Origin of the sequence: Serratia sp. CMO1, assembly GCF_015689115.1 — a bacterium.
In the GTDB taxonomy this organism is placed as follows: Bacteria; Pseudomonadota; Gammaproteobacteria; order Enterobacterales; family Enterobacteriaceae; genus Serratia; species Serratia marcescens.
Genome location: NZ_CP065032.1, coordinates 12,448 through 31,578 on the forward strand (window position 1 = coordinate 12,448; position 19,131 = coordinate 31,578).

The 19,131-nt window shown below is 62.0% G+C and carries 15 protein-coding genes; 5 read left to right on the forward strand and 10 right to left on the reverse strand.

Annotated elements, in window-relative coordinates; genetic code table 11:
- Window positions 1–58 precede the first annotated feature (58 nt).
- Window positions 59–1,717 carry a putative transporter gene (locus tag IT763_RS00060; RefSeq protein WP_016929592.1) on the forward strand — a complete coding sequence of 553 codons (1,659 nt, stop codon included), beginning with the start codon at window positions 59–61 and terminating at the stop codon, window positions 1,715–1,717.
- Window positions 1,718–1,758: 41 nt separating this feature from the next.
- Here IT763_RS00060 and IT763_RS00065 read toward each other — a convergent pair whose 3' ends face one another.
- Together IT763_RS00065 and IT763_RS00070 are read right to left on the reverse strand one after the other, a co-directional pair.
- A complete protein-coding gene (locus IT763_RS00065) occupies window positions 1,759–3,012 on the reverse strand; it encodes a valine--pyruvate transaminase (protein WP_016929591.1) in 1,254 nt (417 codons plus the stop codon).
- Between the two features lie 135 nt (window positions 3,013–3,147).
- On the reverse strand, window positions 3,148–5,211 hold the full coding sequence (locus IT763_RS00070; protein ID WP_197817703.1) for an alpha-amylase: 2,064 nt from the start codon (window positions 5,209–5,211) through the stop codon (window positions 3,148–3,150).
- A 195-nt stretch (window positions 5,212–5,406) separates the two neighbouring features.
- On the opposite strand from IT763_RS00070, the gene IT763_RS00075 reads away from it, so the two are divergent.
- Window positions 5,407–5,559, forward strand: coding sequence for a hypothetical protein (locus IT763_RS00075; protein WP_019455508.1), 153 nt, complete (start codon window positions 5,407–5,409; stop codon window positions 5,557–5,559).
- Between the two features lies 1 nt (window position 5,560).
- Here IT763_RS00075 and ghrB read toward each other — a convergent pair whose 3' ends face one another.
- From ghrB to IT763_RS00115, 8 genes are all read right to left on the reverse strand, one after another.
- Window positions 5,561–6,538 (reverse strand): glyoxylate/hydroxypyruvate reductase GhrB, encoded by a 978-nt coding sequence (gene ghrB / locus IT763_RS00080; protein WP_016929588.1) that lies wholly within the window; start codon window positions 6,536–6,538, stop codon window positions 5,561–5,563.
- Window positions 6,539–6,612: 74 nt separating this feature from the next.
- The gene (locus IT763_RS00085; RefSeq protein WP_206195051.1) at window positions 6,613–7,881 is read right to left on the reverse strand and encodes an MFS transporter; all 1,269 of its coding nucleotides are present in this window, start codon (window positions 7,879–7,881) and stop codon (window positions 6,613–6,615) included.
- Between the two features lie 140 nt (window positions 7,882–8,021).
- Entirely contained in the window at window positions 8,022–8,987 is a 966-nt protein-coding gene (locus IT763_RS00090; RefSeq protein ID WP_049299634.1) for a sugar kinase, read from the reverse strand.
- Between the two features lie 7 nt (window positions 8,988–8,994).
- Window positions 8,995–9,747: a sugar phosphate isomerase/epimerase gene (locus tag IT763_RS00095; RefSeq protein ID WP_016929585.1), complete on the reverse strand. Its 753-nt coding sequence runs from the start codon at window positions 9,745–9,747 to the stop codon at window positions 8,995–8,997.
- 166 nt (window positions 9,748–9,913) lie between these two features.
- The gene (locus IT763_RS00100; RefSeq protein WP_016929584.1) at window positions 9,914–10,948 is read right to left on the reverse strand and encodes a LacI family DNA-binding transcriptional regulator; all 1,035 of its coding nucleotides are present in this window, start codon (window positions 10,946–10,948) and stop codon (window positions 9,914–9,916) included.
- A 124-nt stretch (window positions 10,949–11,072) separates the two neighbouring features.
- Window positions 11,073–11,735, reverse strand: a complete 663-nt coding sequence (locus IT763_RS00105; protein ID WP_016929583.1) for an OmpA family lipoprotein — start codon at window positions 11,733–11,735, stop codon at window positions 11,073–11,075.
- A gap of 246 nt (window positions 11,736–11,981) precedes the next feature.
- Window positions 11,982–12,434, reverse strand: a complete 453-nt coding sequence (locus IT763_RS00110; protein ID WP_028128062.1) for an N-acetyltransferase — start codon at window positions 12,432–12,434, stop codon at window positions 11,982–11,984.
- Complete coding sequence (locus IT763_RS00115; RefSeq protein WP_016929581.1) at window positions 12,431–12,997, reverse strand: DNA-3-methyladenine glycosylase I; 567 nt, start codon at window positions 12,995–12,997, stop codon at window positions 12,431–12,433. The genes IT763_RS00110 and IT763_RS00115 overlap by 4 nt, the downstream gene beginning before the upstream one ends.
- Window positions 12,998–13,193: 196 nt before the next feature.
- On the opposite strand from IT763_RS00115, the gene IT763_RS00120 reads away from it, so the two are divergent.
- The 3 genes from IT763_RS00120 (at window position 13,194) to glyS (ending at window position 18,902) form a co-directional block, all read left to right on the forward strand.
- Window positions 13,194–15,182: an autotransporter outer membrane beta-barrel domain-containing protein gene (locus IT763_RS00120; RefSeq protein ID WP_143778361.1), complete on the forward strand. Its 1,989-nt coding sequence runs from the start codon at window positions 13,194–13,196 to the stop codon at window positions 15,180–15,182.
- A gap of 723 nt (window positions 15,183–15,905) precedes the next feature.
- Window positions 15,906–16,823: a glycine--tRNA ligase subunit alpha gene (glyQ, locus tag IT763_RS00125; RefSeq protein ID WP_206195052.1), complete on the forward strand. Its 918-nt coding sequence runs from the start codon at window positions 15,906–15,908 to the stop codon at window positions 16,821–16,823.
- Window positions 16,824–16,832: 9 nt separating this feature from the next.
- A complete protein-coding gene (gene glyS / locus IT763_RS00130) occupies window positions 16,833–18,902 on the forward strand; it encodes a glycine--tRNA ligase subunit beta (RefSeq protein WP_143778362.1) in 2,070 nt (689 codons plus the stop codon).
- Window positions 18,903–19,131 lie beyond the last annotated feature (229 nt).

Here is a 19,131-nt window from a genome sequence, read left to right on the forward strand (position 1 = left end):
AATTGTGTGTCTTTGGCCGCAAATCCCGTGTTCAACTTTTTTGGCAAGGATGTGACCTATGAGCGATATCGCCCTGACCGTCAGCATGTTGGCGTTGGCGGCCGTCATTGGGCTGTGGATGGGGAACTGGAAGCTGTATGGCGTCGGGCTGGGCATCGGCGGCGTGCTGTTCGGCGGTATCCTGGTTGGCCACTTTGCCCAGAGCGGGCAAATCAGCCTGAACGGGGACATGCTGCACTTTATCCAGGAGTTTGGCCTGATCCTGTTCGTCTACACCATCGGCATCCAGGTCGGCCCCGGTTTCTTCTCTTCGCTGCGCGTCTCCGGTCTGCGGCTCAACGCCTTCGCGGTGCTGCTGGTGGTGACCGGCGGCATAGTGGCGGCGGCGGTACACAAGCTGTTCGACGTGCCGCTGCCGATCATCCTCGGCGTGTTCTCCGGCGCGGTCACCAACACCCCGGCGCTGGGCGCCGGTCAACAAATCCTGACCGATCTCGGTTCCGATCCGGCGCTGGTGGACGGCATGGGGATGGGCTACGCCATGGCCTATCCGTTCGGCATATGCGGCATCCTGCTGGTGATGTGGCTGATCCGGCTGTTTTTCCGCATCAACATCGAGCGTGAGGCGCAGGCGTTTGAAAGCCGTCTGGGCAATCAGCGCGAGCTGCTGCACGCCATCAACGTGGCGGTGCGCAACCCCAATCTGCAGGGCATGGCGATCAAAAGCGTGCCGCTGCTCAACGGTGAAGCGATCGTCTGTTCGCGCCTCAAGCGCGGGGAGCTGCTGATGGTGCCGGCGCCGCACGAGCGGCTGGAGCTTGGCGACTACCTGCACCTGGTGGGCAAACGCGAAGATCTGGAGAACGCTCGGTTGGTGATCGGCGAAGAGGTGGATGCCTCGCTGTCGACGCGCGGCACTGCGCTGCAGGTGGTGAGGGCGGTGGTGACCAACGAGCAGGTGCTGGGCAAGAAAATCCGCGATCTGAATCTGAAGCAAAAGTATGACGTGGTGATTTCACGCCTCAACCGCGCCGGCGTGGAGCTGGTGGCCGGCAGCAACGTGACGCTGCAGTTTGGCGACATTCTCAACCTGGTCGGCCGGCCGGAGGCCATCGACGCGGTGACGGCGATTGTCGGCAACGCCCAACAAAAACTGCAGCAGGTGCAGATGCTGCCGGTCTTTATCGGTATTGGTCTCGGGGTATTGCTCGGTTCCATTCCGCTGTTCGTGCCCGGCTTCCCGGCGGCATTGCGGCTGGGGCTGGCCGGCGGGCCGCTGGTGGCGGCGCTGATCCTGGGGCGCATCGGCAGCATCGGCAAGCTGTACTGGTTTATGCCGCCGAGCGCCAACCTGGCGCTGCGCGAACTGGGCATCGTGCTGTTTCTGGCGGTGGTCGGATTGAAGTCGGGCGGCAACTTCATCGATACGTTGCTGCACGGCGAGGGGCTGACGTGGGTCGGGTACGGCGCCTTGATCACCGCCATTCCGCTGCTGAGCGTCGGCATTCTGGCGCGCACGGTGGGCAAGATGAACTATCTGACGCTGTCCGGCATGCTGGCGGGATCGATGACCGATCCGCCGGCGCTGGCCTTCGCCAACGGTCTGCATCCCACCAGCGGCGCCGCCGCGCTGTCTTACGCCACCGTATATCCGTTGGCGATGTTCCTGCGCATCATGTCGCCGCAGCTGCTGGCGGTGCTGTTCTGGACGCTGTAATCCAAAAAAGGGCGCCGTGGTGGCGCCCCGATGGGTTGAGCTCAGTTCGCTTCCTGATGCGCGCGTTCGATCTCTTCCGCCAGGATCGCCACGCCGCGCTCGATTTTCTCCGGATCGGGCACGTAGTTCATGCGCATGCACTGGTGAGTGTGCGGCCAGTCGTGCTCCAGCCCCGGGAAGAAGTAGTGGCCCGGCACCATCAGCACGCCGCGCTTTTTCAGGCGCTGATACAGCACTTCGGTGGTGATCGGCAGATCCTTGAACCACAGCCAGAGGAAGATAGCCCCTTCCGGTTTGTGGATCAGGCAGCGCTCCGGCGACAGGTAGCGGCGAATAATCTCGATGGTGTGCTCGACGCGCTGTTTGTAGAACGGGCGAATCACCTCGTTCGACAGTCGCAGCAGATCGCCGCGCGCGATCATTTCCGTCGCCATCGCCGGCCCCATGCTGCCCGGCGACAGGCTGATGATGCCGTTCATGTTGGTCAACGCGGTGATCACCTTCTCGTCGGCGATCACGATGCCGCAGCGCGAGCCCGGCAGGCCGAGTTTGGACAGGCTCATGCACAGAATGGTGTTCGGGTTCCACAGCGGCGTGGCGTCGCTGAAGATAATACCGGGGAACGGCACGCCGTAGGCGTTATCGATCACCAGCGGAATATCGCGTTGCTGCGCCAGCAGGTCGAGCTTCATCAGCTCTTCGTCGGTGATCACGTTGCCGGTCGGGTTGGTCGGCCGTGAAACGCAGATCATGCCGATGTCGTCGCCAAGGGTGAGGTGTTCGAAATCAACGTGATATTTGAACTGGCCGTCCGGCAGCAGCTCGATGTTCGGTTTGGCGGAGACGAACAGCCCTTCGTCCAGCCCGGCGTCGGCATAGCCGATATATTCCGGCGCCAATGGGAACAGCACGCGGCGGCGCGAACCGTCGGCGTAGCGGCCGGCGAACAGGTTGAACAAGTAGAAAAACGCGCTTTGGCTGCCGTTAGTCAGTGCAATATTCTGTGGCGAAATCTCCCAGCCAAGCTCGTCGCGCAGCAGATTGGCCAGCGCTTTCAGCAGCGCGTCCTTGCCTTGCGGGCCGTCGTAGTTGCACAACGCTTCGGTCAGTTTGCCCTGGTCGAGCATCTCCTGGCACAGCTGTTTGAAGTAGGCTTCCATCTCTGGGATCTGCGCCGGGTTGCCGCCGCCGAGCATGATGGCACCGGGGGTGCGCAGGCCTTCGTTCAGGTCGTCCATCAAACGGGTAATGCCCGCATAACGGGTAAATTTTTCGCCGAAAAGTGAGAAAGTCATAGGTGTAGCAGTACTGTTTCTTAGCAGGTAATCCCCCACCATACCGCCAGACAAATCCCGCTGCAATGCGGCCGACAAATCGACCAATGGGCAAAAGCTTCGCTCATTGGCCTATTGTTAGCATATTACGCTGGATTATTGTGACCGTTCGCCGGCCCATACCACCATCACCTTATCGTCGCCGAGCCGACGGCTGAAAGCATAGTAGGCGGCGTGCGGCTGCGGGTTTTGCACGCCGCCGCCGATCGCCGGGTGGCGAGCGCGGAACTGCCCCAACCGTTGCCAGTGGGCCAGCAGCGGGGCTTTTTCCCCCTGCAGATCAGGCCAGTTCATGTCGGAGCGGGTGCCCTGCAGCGGATCGGAGCCGGTTGGGCCGAGCGGGCGGCCGCTTTCATCGCCGTAGTAAATCTGCACCGCGCCCGGCGCCAGCAACAGCAGGTTCGCCGCCCGCTGTTGGCGCACCTGCGAGCCTTTGGCGTCGCTGGCGAAGAACAGCCGGGTGTCGTGTGAAGAGAGGTAGCTCAGCACGTTGAAGTCCTGCAGCCGTTCGGCCATCTGCCGGTAGGTGGCGTCGATATCGGCGAAGCAGCCCAGCGCCTGCGACGCCTGGTCCTGGAAATCGAAGTTGATCATCGCGTCGAAACCGTTTTGGTAATAATCGCTTTTCATCACCCCGTGGCCCCAGGCCTCGCCGGTCATCCAAAACGGCGCATCATCCAGCGCCTGCTGCGGATGCTCCGCTTTCCACGCCGCCAATGCCGCCGTGGCGCGCTGTTTCAACAGCGCCAGCGTCGGTTTTTCCACGTGCTTGGCGGTGTCGACGCGGAAACCGTCGATGCCGTAATCGCGCACCCACTGGCTGAGCCAGACGGTCAGGTAATCGCGGGTGGCGGCGCCGGGCATGTCGCGCGCGGCGGTGTCGGGTTTGTGGCGATAGAACAGCGGCAGGCCGCTGGCGCCGGGCGCTTCGGTTTTGATGTCCGGCAGGAAGGCCAGCGACATAGTCAAATCGTCATAGCCCGGCGCGTCATAGTCGCCGATGTCGGTGCGGATCCAATTTTTCCCCCACCATGGGCGCCAGCCCGCCTTGTCGCTGAAGTTGATGTAGTCGTTGAAGCTGTGCCAGTTTTGCCCTGGCCCGGGGCGCCAGTCGCCCCAGTTTTTCCCCAGGGTTTTCTCCACCTCCGCGCCTTGCAGATACAGCGAGCCGAAGTGGAACGTCTGCATATCCGCCAGCGTGGCGTAGCCGACGTGGTTCACCACCACGTCGAACAGAATGCGAATACCGCGGCGATGCGCCTGCTCGACCAGCGTGCGCAGCTCCTGTTCGGTGCCCATGTTGGCGTCGAGGCGCGTCCAGTCCAGCGCGTAATAGCCGTGATAGGCGTAATGCGGGAAATCGCCTTGGGTACCGCCGCCGACCCAGCCGTGGATCTGCTCCAGCGGCGAGCTGATCCACAAGGCGTTGACGCCGAGCTGCTGCAGATAATCCAGCTTCTGCGTCAGGCCGGCCAGATCGCCGCCGTGAAAGGTGCCTATTTCCTGCAGGCCGTCGCTGCGGCGCCCGTAGCTGTGGTCATTGGCCGGATTGCCGTTCTCAAAGCGATCGGTCAGCACGAAGTAGACCGTGGCGTTATGCCAACTGAACGCCGCCGGTTTCGCCGTGGCGGCGGATTCCAGCAGCAACAGGCCGCCGCTGGCGGCGGCGGGCTGCAGCGTGATTTTCCCCTGGCTCACCTGCGCCGTTTGACCGGAATAGAAATCGCGCAGCGTTTCGCCTTCGGCGAAGGTGGAGGCGACGTCGACCGTGACCGGCTTGCCGTCCCAGCGCGGGCAACTGCGCACGGCAACGGCGGCGTTTTCCGGCGCGCGGCTCAGGCTGAGCTGCAGCGTCGGCGTGCCGCTGCGCGTGTCGATGCGCACCTGATAGTCGCCTGCGCGGAACTGCCGCCAGCTGACCTGCGGATGGGCGCCGCAGGGCTGCAGTGACAGCGCCTGGTTAAGTTTTACCGCCTCGGCCGGCTGCCAGCAGTGGTTATCCTGATACAGGCGCAGCGGCAACTGGCCCTTGGGCAGCGCGGCCTGGCTGGCGAACAGCCCGGCGGCCGTTTCGTCGAAGGCCGGGAATCCCGGCAACGTCCAGCCGGCCAGCGCCGAAGGCGACAGCAGCATCAACAAGGGCAGGGGTAACAGTTTCATGGCTCTCCTTACGCGCGGCAGGAAGCGTTTTTTCCGCTGGGTAGCGCCAGTGTGGCAAACGGCGGAAAAATGGCCTCCTCCCTGAGAGGGTTTTTCGGGGAGGAGAGGAAGGGCGGAGCGTTTTCGGATTGATTCGGCTTGGCTTTGCGCGCGCGCTGCGGCAGATTAAACGATGAACATCAAAGGAGGTTAGCGATGACGGACAAAAACTGGCGAGAAGAGATCGTTCAGGCAATTCAGGATGCCGAATTGCAGCACTTCGCCGAAGAACATCAGCTGCAGGCGCTGTTCGCGCCGCAGCAGGAAGAGCAACACGGCCGGTTATCCGCAGACCACCGGCCGCGCTGAGTTATTTCCGCAACAGCTGCGGGTTGACGCAGTTTTCTTTCACCGTGCCGGTCAACGCGGCGATCAAATTATCCACCGCGCAGGCGGCCATGCCGTAGCGCGTTTCATGGGTGGCGGAACCGATGTGCGGCAGCGCCACCACGTTCGGCATGCTGAGCAGCGGCGAATTGGCCGGCAGCGGCTCTTTCTCGAACACGTCCAACCCGGCGGCGTGGATCACGCCGTTTTGCAGCGCTTCGATCAGCGCCTGCTCATCCACCACCGGCCCGCGGCCGGCGTTGATCAGAATGCCGCTTTTCTTCATCTTCGCCAGCTGATCGCGGCCGATCATGTGGAAGGTTTGTTCGGTCAGCGGCAGCGTGATGCAAACGAAATCCGATTCGGCCAGCAGGGTATCCAGATCGCAGCGGCGCGCGTTGAAGCGCTGTTCCGCCTCTTCGTGCGTGCGGCGGGCGTTGTAGAGCACCGGCATGCCGAAGCCGAAGTGCGCGCGCTGCGCCAGCGCCAGGCCGATGCGCCCCATGCCGAGGATGCCGATGGTTTTGTGGTGCACGTCGACGCCGAACCAGTCCGGCCCGATGCTGCCGCGCCATTCGCCGGCTTTCACCCGCTCCGCCACTTCCACCACCCGGCGCGCGGTCGCCAGCACCAGGCTCATGATGGTGTCGGCGACGGTTTCGGTCAGCACCGTCGGGGTATGCATCAGCAGCACGTTATGGGCGTTGAGCGCCTCGACGTCGAAGTTGTCGTAGCCGACGGAAACGGTCGAGGCCGCGCGCAGTTTGGGCGCCTGCTGCAGGAAGGCTTCGTCAATTTTACCGCCGGAACCGATGATCCCTTCGGCCTGCTGCAGCGCCTGGCGCAGTTCGTCGCGGTTCTCCGGCTGCAGGCCGTTGAAGGCGTGCACGGTGAAGTGCTGTTCCAGACGTTCACGCAGATCGGCGGGCAGGCTTTTGTACAATACGATAGAAGGCTTCATCACGTACTCCAGCTGAGCCAAAGGGGGCATGGCGCCCCCCCCGGTTGGGTTAACAGAGAAAAAGTATAACCGGATCAAGCCAATTGCGGCTGGATCTCGTTGCGGGCGGGCTTGACGATCAGCGTCAGCACCACCGCCACCACCAGTGCGATGGCCATAAACATGTAAGAGGCCGCCGGGCTGCCGGTGGCGCCATTCAGATAGCCGACGAACCACGAACCGAAGAACGAACCCAGCGCGCCCATGCTGTTGATCAGCGCCATGGCGCCGCCGGCGACGTTTTTCGGCAGCATTTCCGGAATGATGGCGAAGAACGGCCCATAAGGGGCATACATCGCAGCGCCGGCGACCACCAGCAGGCCGTAGGAGATCCAGAAGTGGTTGGCGCCGACGGCGTAAGATCCGAAGAACGCCAGAGCGCCGATCAGCAGCAGCGGCCAGACGAACAGCTTGCGGTTTTGCATTTTGTCCGACGCCCAGGAGACGACGACCATGGCGATGGTTGCCGCCAGGTAAGGCACCGCCGACAGCCAGCCGGCTTCCACCATGCCCATCTGCATGCCGCTGCGCAGGATGGAAGGCAGCCACAGCACGAAGCCATACACGCCGATGCTCCAGGCGAAGTACTGCACGCACAACAGGATCACGTTGCGTGAGCGGAAGGCTTCGCCGTAGTTGCGCACGGCCTTGATGCCTTTCTGCTCTTCGTCCAGCTGCTGTTGCAGCGCCTGTTTCTCATCGGCGCTCAACCAACCGGCCTGCGCCGGTTTGTCTTTCGCCAGCACCCACCAGCAGAACGCCCAGATAACCGCCGGAATGCCCTCGATGATAAACATTTCGCGCCAGCCGAAGGCGTGGATCAGGTAGCCTGACACCACCGACATCCACAGCACCGTCACCGGGTTGCCGAGGATCAGGAAGGTATTGGCGCGTGACCGTTCCGATTTGGTGAACCAGTTGCTGATGTAGATCAGCATCGCCGGCATCACCGCCGCTTCCACCACGCCGAGAATAAAGCGGATGGCGGCCAGCATCGGGATATTGCTGACCACGCCGGTCAGCGAGGCGCAACCGCCCCACATGATCAGGCACCAGAAGATCAATTTTTTGACGCTGCGGCGTTCGGCGTAGATGGCGCCGGGAATTTGGAAGAAGAAATAACCGAGGAAAAACAGCGCGCCCAACAGCGAGGCCATGCCCTTGGTGATGCCGAGATCTTCATTGATGCCGGCGGCGGAGGCGAAGCTGAAGTTGGCGCGATCGAGATAGGCCAGGCTGTAGGTGATAAACACGATGGGCATGATGTACCACCAGCGTTTGGCCGCGACAGTCGCTTTGTTCATGTTCAGTATCCTTCAGTGGTGTTGCATCCCCTTCGCACGGCACGCTGGGCGTGAAAGACGAAGGGGCAGATGCTCTCCCGACGCGTCCCGGTTGTAGGGCCAGAGGCTGACGTCATGCGGAGAAGTCGTTTTTTTTATTGTTATTCGGCCAGCGCCGCACGGGTCGGCAGGCCTTCGCTGTCGCCGATGGCCTGGATCGCCAGCGAGCCGATTTTGTTGCCGCGCTGCACCGCCTGTATCAGCGTTTTGCCTTCCAGCAGGGCGCTGAGGGTGCCGACGGCAAAGCCGTCCCCGGCGCCGACGGTATCCACTACGTTGTCGACCTTGACTGCGGCTACCGCCGCCTTATCGCCGGCGGCGGTTTTAAACCAGGCGCCATCCGGGCCGGTTTTGATGATCACCGCCTGCACGCCGCGTTCCAGATAGAAATCGGCGATGCCTTCCGGCGTCGATTGGCCGGTGAGGATCTGCCCTTCTTTCAGCCCCGGCAGCACCCAGTCGGCGGCGAACGCCAGCTGGTTCAGCTGCTCGATCATCACCTCGCGGCTGGGCCACAGCACCGGGCGCAGATTGGGATCGAACGAAATGGTTTTGCCCATGGCGCGCATCTCGCGCGCCGCATGGTGGCACAGCGCCAGCGATTCGCCGGACAGCGCCGCCGCCACGCCGCTCAGGTGCAGGTGGCGCGCGGAACCGAAATACTCGCGGTTAAAATCGGCAATCGACAGGTGGCTGGCCGCCGAGCCCTTGCGGAAGTATTCCACGCTGGGATCGGTACCATCGGTGGTTTTGGATTTCACCTGAAAACCGGTGGGGTAGTGGCCGTCGACCGTCACCTGCCGGTAATTGATGCCTTCTTTTTTCAGCTGCTGCAGGGTGAAGCGGCCGAACGAATCGTTGCCGACGCGGCTGACCCAGCCGACGTTCATGCCCAGACGCGCCAGGCCGATCGCCACGTTCAGTTCGGCGCCGGCGATGCGTTTGGTGAAGGTTTCCACCTCCGCCAAGTCGCCGGTCTGCGCCGCTACGAACATCGCCATGGCTTCACCCAGCGTGACCACATCCAGGGGCGCCTGCTGCGCCGTCGTTGCCGTTAACGTTGTCATCATGGGGTTACTCCGCACGCAAGATATTGACGTAATGGCGGGTGACGGCTTCCAGGTCATCGCCCTGCAACGGGAATTCGATACCGCGCGGCACATCGTGCGGCAGGCGGGCCAGCAGGTCGCGCCAGCTGCCGTCGGTATCGTCCAGCGCGATGGCGCGCCAGCCGCGCGGGCCTTGGGTGGCGGCTTTGACGTGCACGTAACCGACGTGGCGGGCCAGGCGTTCGGCGGCGGCGAAGGCGTCTTGCCCCACCCACAGCCAGTTGGCCATATCGAAGGTCATGCTGACCGGCAGGTGGCTATCTTCCGCGGCGTGGAAAAAGGCGTTCAGCATCGACAAAATGCCGCAGTCCGGCGTTTGGTCGTTCTCGACCACCAGCTTGACCGGGTGTTGCTCCAGCGCCACTTTCAGCTCGGTAAAATCGAAGCCGGGGCGGAAATGGCCGAGGGACAGCTTCAGCTGGCGCGCATTCAGCGTCTGCGCTTCCGCCAGCAGCGCCGGCAGGTTGGGGTTCAGCGTATGTTGCGGGGTGAACAGCGCCTCAGGGGCGGAGTAGACGGCGAACAGCTGCTGGCGATCGATCTCTTGCGCCAGCGCCGGCAGGCTGTCCAGCTCGCCGGCGGTGAACAGTTCGCGGCGGATCTCCACTCCGTCGGCACCCGCGCCGGCGATGAGGGGCAACAGCGCGCGCTGGCCGCCGTGTTGTTTGACGGTATCGGTGCCGTAGGCGCCGGTGACCACGATGATTTCTGTTTTCATTTTGACTCCTGAGGCGGCATTGTCGCCGCCGCTGCTGTTACCGGTACGTTAAATGGAACCGGTTCCAGCGAAAAGCGGCAGAGTGTAAAAATATGATCGCAATCACGAAGCTGAGCAAAAAACAGCCGGCGAGGGCGGGGCGGTCAACGGCCCCGGAAAAGGCGGGTTAGCGGGTGGTGGAGCCTCGGACGATCAGCTCGCCGGAGAACATCTGCTCGCCGCTGGGGGCGGCCAGGCCCTGAATACGTTGCACCAGCCGCTCCAGCGCCGCGTGCCCCATTTGGTAGGTGGGCTGTTTCAGCGTGGTGATGCCGACGCCTGCCAGTTCCGCCCACTCCAGCTCGTCGAAGCCCAGCAGGCCGATGTCGTTGCCCCACTGGATGCCGAGCCGACGCATGGCGCGCGCCACCTGCAGCGTCAGGGCGCCGTTGGCGGAGATCACCGCCTTGCGCATGCCGCGGTGGCGGCCGCTGAAATCGCTCAGCACCTGCTCCAGTTTCTGCCGATCGTTGAGCGGCGTTTCGGCCTGCTCCGCCAACAGCGCGGGGTGCTGCGCCATGGTATGCCTGAAGGCGTGCAGGCGTTCCAGGCGGGTATTGACCGTACCGAGCGGCTCGCTGAGGAACAGGATCGCTTCGAAACCTTGTTGCAACAGGTGTTCGGTGGCGACGGTGGCGGCTTCGCGGTTGTTCAGGCCCACCACATCGCAGGCGAAGTCGGGGATTTTGCGGTCGATCAGCACCATCGGCAGCATCGACTGTTGCAGCGTGGATAACGCTTCCTCGCGCATGCCGACCGCGTTGACCACAATGCCTTCCACCCGGTAACTGCTGAGCAGCTGCAGGTAGTGCTGTTCCTGATTGACTTCGTTGTTGGTGTTACACACCAGCAGGGTAAAACCGTGTTGACGGCAGGCGGCCTCGATGCCGCGCATCACGTCCACTGAATAGGGGTTGGTGATATCGGCGAGGATCAGGCCGATCAGGCGGGTCTGGCCGCCCTTCAGGCTACGCGCCATCTGGCTTGGCCGGTAGTCGAGTTGCTGGATAGCCTGTTCGATGCGCTGTTTGAGATCGTCGGAAAGCAGGTGCTGTTCACCATTCAGATAGCGCGACACGCTGGTCTTGCCGGTTTTGGCGATGCTGGCCACATCGCTGATGGTGGCGCGTCCTGAGGCGCGCGTTGCCTTGCCTGTGCTCACAGCCGATCCCTCCTGCGGTTAATTGCCAAGGAGACTACCATACCCGATGTGCGAGCGGGAATATTGAAGGATAAGGAGAAAGTCGGGAGGAAGCGGCGGGGCGCAGGTGGCGCCCCGCACGGGATTACTGCAGCGGGCTGAGGGTGATCTCGACGCGGCGGTTTTGCGCCTTGCCTTCCGCGGTGCTGTTGGAGGCGATCGGGTTGTCCGGGCCGGCGCCGGTGGTGCGGATACGGTTCGCCGCCACGCCCTGGGTGATCAGCGCGCTGGCTACGCCGTCGGCGCGCTGCTGCGACAGGTTCATGTTGAGCGAGCGGGAACCGGTGCTGTCGGTGTAGCCGACCACGTTGACCGCGGTTTTCGGATACTCTTTCAGCACCATGGCGACGCCGGTCAGGGTGTTGGCGCCCGCCGGTTTCAACGTGGCGCTGCTGCTGTCGAAGGTCACGTTGTTCGGCATGTTCAGCACGATGTTGTCGCCCTGACGGGTGACGCTGACGCCGGTGCCTTTCATCTTGTCGCGCAGCTTGGCTTCCTGCACGTCCATGTAATAGCCTGCGCCGCCGCCGAGGGCTGCGCCGGCCGCTGCGCCGATCAGCGCGCCCTTGCCGCGATCTTTCTTGGAAGAGGACAGCACGCCGACGCCGGCGCCCAGTGCGGCGCCGAGGCCCGCGCCGATGCCGGATTTGCCGACTTCGGATTCGCCGGTGTAAGGGTTGGTGGTACAGGCTGACAGCGTGAGCGCGACGCTCACTGCGCCGGCAATAATTGCAATGCGTTTTTTCATGTTCTTGTCCTTAATGGCATCAATTCTGTACGCGCCGGCCCAACACGGGGGCGCAAAAAGTAGGCGACGCAGGTGGGGCCCGCATCACCGCGCTACTATGACGCGTTGGCTCGCCGGCAGTTCCGGAGAAAAACGTGACAAATGATGAGCGCGGGTAAGTGCTGGGGGAGTTATGCGACAAAACGCCGGGCGGCGCCATGCAGCGGATTCCTAATTGCGCGCCGCCAGGGCGCGAATGCGCCTTTTTTAACCGTAACCGGTTGAATTCTCGATTGCCGGCCAGTTCATGATCAGCGTATAGGCCTGGGTTTCGTCGTTAAACAGGCGTTGCGTTACCTGAAAACCGTGCTTGTGGTAAAACGCGCAGGCGCGCAGGTTTTGCTGATACACCTCCAGGCTGAGCCGACGGTAGCGCTGCTGTACGTGCGTCATCAATGCCTGGGCGACGCCGCGGCCGTGAAACGCCCGATCGACAAACAGCGCGCCGATGAACTGCTCGTCCAGCACGCTGATAAAGCCGACGATTTCGTCGTCATGCCAGCAGGCCCAGCTTTGCGCGCGCGGCAGATAGTTTTCCCGCACCAACGCGGCGCTCTCACGCCAGTATTTTTCCGCCACGAACGGATGGGCGGCGATGGTGCTGGGCAGCCACAGCGCCATCAGCCGTTCGATATCCTCCGGGCCACAGGGGCGGATCACCGTGGCTTTGGGTAACACATGCACCCCGTGAGATGATCGTTCACCAGCCCGCTGGCCTGCATGAAGGCGTAACAGATGGTGGAGCCGATAAACTTGAAGCCGCGCTTTTTCAGCGCCTTGGACATGGCGTCGGACTGCTCGGTTTTGGCCGGCACCTGATTCAGCGCTTGCCAGCGGTTAAGCTGCGGCCGGCCGCCGACGAAGTCCCAAATGAAGGTAACGAAATTCTCCCCGGCCGCCTCCATCGCCAGATAGGCCTTGGCGTTGGTGATGATGGCTTCTATCTTGCCGCGGTGGCGGATGATGCCGCTGTCCTGCAGCAGGTTTTCCACGTCTTGTTCGGTCATGGCGGCGACACGCCGCGGATCGAAATCGTGGAAAGCGCGGCGGTAGTTCTCGCGCTTTTTCAGGACGGTGATCCAGGAAAGGCCGGCTTGCTGCCCCTCGAGGCACAACATTTCAAACAGCTCGCGCGCGTCGGTGGTGGGCGCGCCCCATTCCTTGTCGTGATACTCGAGATACAACGGATCGGCCGTCACCCAACCGCAACGTTCGTCTGCCATCCTGAATGTCCTTATGCTGTGTTTATGAACAGTAATCATCGCTCGAAGCGCCGAACTTGGCAAGCCTCTGATTGTTTTGTCATCGGCCCGCTTGACGTGACGAAAAAGCCGACAATAGTTACTACATGGCCGGTGGAAAACTGACCAACGATAAAAACGACATGGCCTTCATTTGCAGGCTCTCAGGAGTCGATCCATGCCTCTAAAAATAACGTGCATGCCCCGCCCGGCGGCGCTTGCAGTGGCGTTACTTTGCAGTGTGACCCTTCCGGCTCAGGCGTACGATCAACTCTACGTCTTTGGCGACAGCCTGAGCGATACCGGCAACAACGGCCGGTTCACCTATGACGGCAGCCAGCACCTGCTGTACGACGAAGCATTGGCGCAACGCATCGGGGCGGCGCTGGTGGCTTCGGACAACGGCGGTGAGAACTACGCCGCCGGCGGCGCGGTGGCGGTGCCGGGCCTGAACCCGGCCGACAACACCCAGGAGCAGGTGCAGCGTTACCTGAACCGGGTCAATGGCCAGGCCGACGGCGACGGTTTGTATATTCATTGGATCGGCGGAAACGACCTGGCGGCGGCAGCGCTGAATGCCGCTACCGCGCCCGGCGTGGCCTATAACAGCGCCGCGGCGGCGGCGGCGCAAGTGCATTCGCTGCTGAACGCCGGCGCCGGCACGGTGATCGTGCCGACGGTGCCGAACATCGGCTCCACGCCGCAGCTGATGGAATTGATCATTCAACAGGCGCTGTCACCGGTGCAGGGGGCGGCGATCCAGGCGGCCTATGCCACGCTTAGTTCGGTGGCGACGCCGGACAACGCTTCACGCACGCAGGCGATCCACGCGGCGTTGACCGCTGCGGCGAAGCAGGGCAGCGCCATTCCTCAGGTGCAGCAGGCGATCGCCGCGCAGCTTATCGCGGCGTATGACGGCCTGAGCGCGCAGGCCGCTCAACTGACCGATTTCTATAATCAAAGCGAAGACCGTTTGCTGGCGCAGGGGAGCGGCAATATCGTGCGGGTGGACGTCAACAAGCTGTTCGCCGAAGCGATCGCCAATCCGGCGCAGTTCGGCTTCGCCAACACCGCCGGCATGGCTTGTCCGCCGGGCGTTTCCTCGGCGGTCTGCCGTTCCGACATGCCCGGCTTCGACGCCGGCCAGTCCTATCTGTTCTCCGACCATTTCCACCCCAGCCCCCAGGCGCACCTGCTGATTGCGGATTATATCCAGGCGGTATTGGATGGTCCGGCGCAGGTGGTGGCGCTGAATCAGGCGACGGCGGCGATGGCGCGCGACAGCCGCGCCACGCTCGACAGCCGCTTCCAGCAGCTGCGCAACGGCGACAACCCGCAGGGTTCGCTGGGGGTGTTCGGCGGTTACGCCGGCCAGCACTACGACTATGCCGATAACCGGGCCGCGGGGGAAGGCAACGCCACCACCCACAACCTGACCGTCGGCGTGGACTATCAGCTGACCGACAGCTGGTTGATCGGCGCGTTGATCGCCGGTTCCAACGACGATCAGCATCCTTCCAGCCGCTTTGATTACAAGGCGCGCGGGCTGCTGCTGTCGGCTTTCAGTTCACTGGCGATCTTCGAGCACGGCTGGGTCAACGCCGATCTGCACTATGCGACGATGGATTATGACGACATCCGCCGCAGCATGCGGCTGGGGCCGCTGACGCGCACCGAAACCGGTTCGACCACCGGCAGGCAGTGGGGCGCGCGCGTGACCGCCGGCTATGACTTCCCGATCGCCTCTTACCTGACTACCGGGCCGGTGGCGCAGTTCGCCTGGGACTACAGCCGCGTTTCCGGCTACAGCGAAGACAGCGATGACAGCACCGCCATGCGCTTCAACGATCAAACCTACCACTCGCAGATCGGTGCGTTGGGTTGGCGGCTGGATACGCAATTCGGCGTGTTTAACCCTTATGCGGAGGTGAGTTATCAGCACCAGTTCGGTGACGACGTCTACCGCGCCGGCGGCGGCCTGAAATCGACGCAAACCTCGTTCACCCGCGACAGTGCGGGCCAGGACAAAAATTGGGTGGATGTCACGTTGGGGGCCAACATGCCGTTGACGGACCGGGTATCGGCCTTCGCCACCGTCTCGCAAACCGGCGGGCTGAGCAGCGGTGAGCAGTTTATGTATAACGTCGGCGTCAGTGCGCGTTTTTGAATTGGCCATCGGCGCGCTCAAGATAAGCCATAAGGTCTGATAAGGGATTTATGCGGAAGGCGGCCTGGGGAAATTATGCGGGCCGCAATGAGGTTGGCGGAAAGACAAAAAAAAACTGATCCTATGAAAGGATCAGGTAGCCACTTGGCCAACACCAGGGAAAATTTTATTTATTATTGTATAACCAAAGATTAACTGTCAATTTGTTTCTGTGGCCCGTTAGTGTCGTATTTCATCCCTGGCCGTTCCTCCCATGCCCTGCGCGTCGGCACGCCGCGCGATATCACCTTATTTTTCACGATAATAAGAAATAATCCGGCACTTGATCACATTATCTCTCGATGAGGGGAGTTTTTTAGTTGATAAAATTAACAAAAATAACATCGGCGCAACTTTATCTCGTGGGAAATATAAGGATATGCGCACGTAAATCAGCATAAATTTAATCGGTGAAGGGGGAAATAGCGTTCAGCCAATTGATTATTTAAACGGCGGTGAGTGATGTTTTTGTTAAATGCTTCTAATGTGTGTGCCGGGTGTGTTTTTCTGGACGGCGAGGGGACCGGCAGACGCGTTGTTTTTCCCGCTGTGCCCGATGCGTGAAAATCCAGCGTTTCTCACCCCGATTCGCACTTGTTGCCGGATTCTGGCTGTATATCTTACGGTCAAAGGGTATACTGGCGCATTCCATCTAAATCCACTTGTATCGCGTGCGAATTCAACATGCAAAAGTTTGATACCAAGACCTTCCAGGGCCTGATCCTGACACTGCAGGATTATTGGGCGCGCCAGGGCTGCACCATCGTTCAACCATTGGACATGGAAGTCGGCGCGGGAACCTCACACCCGATGACGTGCCTGCGCGCACTGGGGCCGGAGCCGATGGCCGCCGCCTATGTGCAGCCATCTCGCCGCCCGACCGACGGCCGCTACGGTGAAAACCCGAACCGTCTGCAGCACTACTACCAGTTCCAGGTGGTGATTAAGCCATCGCCGGACAACATTCAGGAACTCTACCTGGGCTCGTTGAAAGAGCTGGGTCTGGCTCCGACCATCCACGACATTCGCTTCGTGGAAGACAACTGGGAAAACCCGACGCTCGGCGCCTGGGGCCTGGGTTGGGAAGTGTGGCTGAACGGCATGGAAGTGACGCAGTTCACTTACTTCCAGCAGGTCGGCGGCCTGGAGTGCAAGCCGGTGACCGGCGAGATCACCTACGGTCTGGAGCGTCTGGCGATGTACATCCAGGGCGTGGACAGCGTGTACGATCTGGTGTGGAGCAACGGCCCGTTGGGCGTCACCACCTACGGCGACGTGTTCCATCAGAATGAAGTGGAGCAGTCCACCTACAACTTCGAATACGCCGACGTCGACTTCCTGTTCTCCTGCTTCGAGCAGTACGAGAAAGAAGCCCAATCGCTGCTGGCGCTGGAAAAACCGCTGCCGCTGCCGGCCTACGAACGCATCCTGAAGGCGGGCCATACCTTCAACCTGCTGGACGCGCGCAAGGCGATTTCGGTAACCGAGCGTCAACGCTACATTCTGCGCATCCGCACGCTGACCAAAGCCGTTGCCGAAGCCTACTACGCTTCCCGCGAAGCGCTGGGCTTCCCGATGTGCAACAAGAAGAACGAGAACTAAGAGGCAGCCATGACTCAACAGACTTTCCTGGTGGAAATCGGCACGGAAGAGCTGCCGCCGAAGGCTCTTCGTTCCCTGGCGGAATCTTTCGCCGCCAACTTCACCGCCGAACTGGACAACGCCGGCCTGGAACACGGTGAAGTGAACTGGTTCGCCGCACCGCGCCGCCTGGCGCTGAAAGTGGCCAACCTGAGCGCGGCGCAGGCCGATCGCGAAATTGAAAAACGCGGCCCGGCGATCGCCCAGGCGTTCGACGCCGAAGGCAAGCCGAGCAAAGCGGCCGAAGGCTGGGCGCGCGGCTGCGGCATCACCGTCGATCAGGCTGAACGCCTGGTGACCGACAAGGGCGAGTGGTTGATGTACCGCGCCCACGTCAAAGGCCAGTCGGCGCAACAACTGCTGGCCGGCATGGTCAGCACCGCGCTGGCTAAACTGCCGATCCCGAAACTGATGCGTTGGGGCGACTCTGACGTGCAGTTCGTGCGTCCGGTGCACACCGTTACGATGCTGCTGGGCGCCGATCTGATCCCGGGCACCGTGCTGGGCATCGACTCTGCGCGCACCGTGCGCGGCCACCGCTTCATGGGCGAAGCCGAGTTCACCCTCGATAACGCCGACCAATACCCGCAGATCCTGCTGGAGCGCGGCAAAGTGGTCGCCGACTACGAAGCGCGTAAAGCCCTCATCAAACGCGACGCCGAACTGGCGGCGCAGAAGATTGGCGGCAAGGCCGATCTGAGCGACAGCCTGTTGGAAGAAGTGGCCTCGCTGGTGGAATGGCCAGTGGTGCTGACCGCCAAATTCGAAGAAAAATTCCTGGCGGTGCCGGCGGAAGCGCTGGTGTACACCATGAAGGGCGACCAGAAGTATTTCCCGGTGTACGACGCCGCGGGCAAACTGCTGCCGAACTTTATCTTTGTGGCCAACATCGAGTCGAAAGACCCGCAGCAGATCATTTCCGGCAACGAGAAGGTGGTGCGTCCGCGCCTGGCCGATGCCGAGTTCTTCTTCAACACCGATCGCAAGAAACGCCTGGAAGACAATCTGCCGCGCCTGGAAACCGTGCTGTTCCAACAGCAGCTGGGCACCCTGCGCGACAAGACCGATCGCATTCAGGCGCTGGCGGGCTGGATTGCCGGCCAGATCGGCGCCGACGTCAACCACGCCACCCGCGCGGGCCTGCTGTCGAAGTGCGACCTGATGACCAACATGGTGTTCGAATTCACCGACACCCAGGGCGTGATGGGCATGCATTACGCGCGCCACGACGGTGAGGCGGAAGACGTCGCCGTTGCGCTGAACGAGCAGTATCAGCCGCGCTACGCCGGTGATGCGCTGCCGCAGTCGCTGGTGGCCTGCTCGCTGGCGATCGCCGACAAGATGGATACCCTGGCAGGCATTTTCGGCATCGGGCAGCATCCGAAAGGCGATAAAGACCCGTTCGCGCTGCGCCGCGCCGCGCTGGGCGTGTTGCGCATCATCGTCGAGAAAAACCTGCCGCTGGATCTGCAGACCCTGACCGAAGAGGCCGTGCGCCTGTACGGCAGCAAGCTGACCAACGCCAAGGTGGTCGACGAGGTGGTGGAATTCATGCTGGGCCGCTTCCGCGCCTGGTATCAGGAAGAAGGCCACGCCGTCGATACCATTCAGGCGGTGCTGGCGCGCCGTCCGACCAAACCGGCCGACTTCGACGCGCGCGTCAAGGCGGTATCCCACTTCCGCACGCTGGACGAGGCGGCGGCATTGGCTGCGGCCAACAAACGCGTCTCCAACATTCTGGCCAAGTCTACCGAAACGCTGAACGACAGCGTGCGCGCCTCGGTGCTGAAGGATGCGGCGGAGATCCAGCTGGCGACTCACCTGGTGGTGCTGCGCGACAAGTTGCAGCCGTACTTCGCGGCGGGCAACTACCAGGAAGCGCTGGTGGAACTGGCCGCGCTGCGTGAGCCGGTGGATGCGTTCTTCGACAACGTGATGGTGATGGCGGACGATGCGGAAGTGCGCGTTAACCGTCTGACGCTGCTGAGCAAATTGCGTGAGCTGTTCCTGCAGGTGGCGGATATCTCCGTGCTGCAGTAAGCGGTTCTTTGCTGTGAAAAGGCGCCTGCGGGCGCCTTTTTTATTTCCGAAGCTGGGCTGTGAAGGTAAGCTCGCCCGGCGGCTTGGGGTGACTGACTTGGGAGAATTGCAGCCTCCGCTCGCCGACGGCAATGAACCTCAGTGCGTTTTGCGCACGATGTTCAACCGCCACCGGCCGAGACAATGTTCACCGCAAACGGAATCGCGTATCGGAACGCCGCCAGTTGAT

Excerpts from the sequence above, each read along its gene's own strand:
- IT763_RS00060 (WP_016929592.1), top strand. The coding sequence starts at position 59 with ATGAGCGATATCGCCCTGACCGTCAGCATGTTGGCGTTGGCGGCCGTC.
- IT763_RS00065 (WP_016929591.1), bottom strand. The coding sequence starts at position 3,012 with ATGACTTTCTCACTTTTCGGCGAAAAATTTACCCGTTATGCGGGCATT.
- IT763_RS00070 (WP_197817703.1), bottom strand. The coding sequence starts at position 5,211 with ATGAAACTGTTACCCCTGCCCTTGTTGATGCTGCTGTCGCCTTCGGCG.
- IT763_RS00075 (WP_019455508.1), top strand. The coding sequence starts at position 5,407 with ATGACGGACAAAAACTGGCGAGAAGAGATCGTTCAGGCAATTCAGGAT.
- ghrB (WP_016929588.1), bottom strand. The coding sequence starts at position 6,538 with ATGAAGCCTTCTATCGTATTGTACAAAAGCCTGCCCGCCGATCTGCGT.
- IT763_RS00085 (WP_206195051.1), bottom strand. The coding sequence starts at position 7,881 with ATGAACAAAGCGACTGTCGCGGCCAAACGCTGGTGGTACATCATGCCC.
- IT763_RS00090 (WP_049299634.1), bottom strand. The coding sequence starts at position 8,987 with ATGACAACGTTAACGGCAACGACGGCGCAGCAGGCGCCCCTGGATGTG.
- IT763_RS00095 (WP_016929585.1), bottom strand. The coding sequence starts at position 9,747 with ATGAAAACAGAAATCATCGTGGTCACCGGCGCCTACGGCACCGATACC.
- IT763_RS00105 (WP_016929583.1), bottom strand. The coding sequence starts at position 11,735 with ATGAAAAAACGCATTGCAATTATTGCCGGCGCAGTGAGCGTCGCGCTC.
- IT763_RS00115 (WP_016929581.1), bottom strand. The coding sequence starts at position 12,997 with ATGGCAGACGAACGTTGCGGTTGGGTGACGGCCGATCCGTTGTATCTC.
- IT763_RS00120 (WP_143778361.1), top strand. The coding sequence starts at position 13,194 with ATGCCTCTAAAAATAACGTGCATGCCCCGCCCGGCGGCGCTTGCAGTG.
- glyQ (WP_206195052.1), top strand. The coding sequence starts at position 15,906 with ATGCAAAAGTTTGATACCAAGACCTTCCAGGGCCTGATCCTGACACTG.
- glyS (WP_143778362.1), top strand. The coding sequence starts at position 16,833 with ATGACTCAACAGACTTTCCTGGTGGAAATCGGCACGGAAGAGCTGCCG.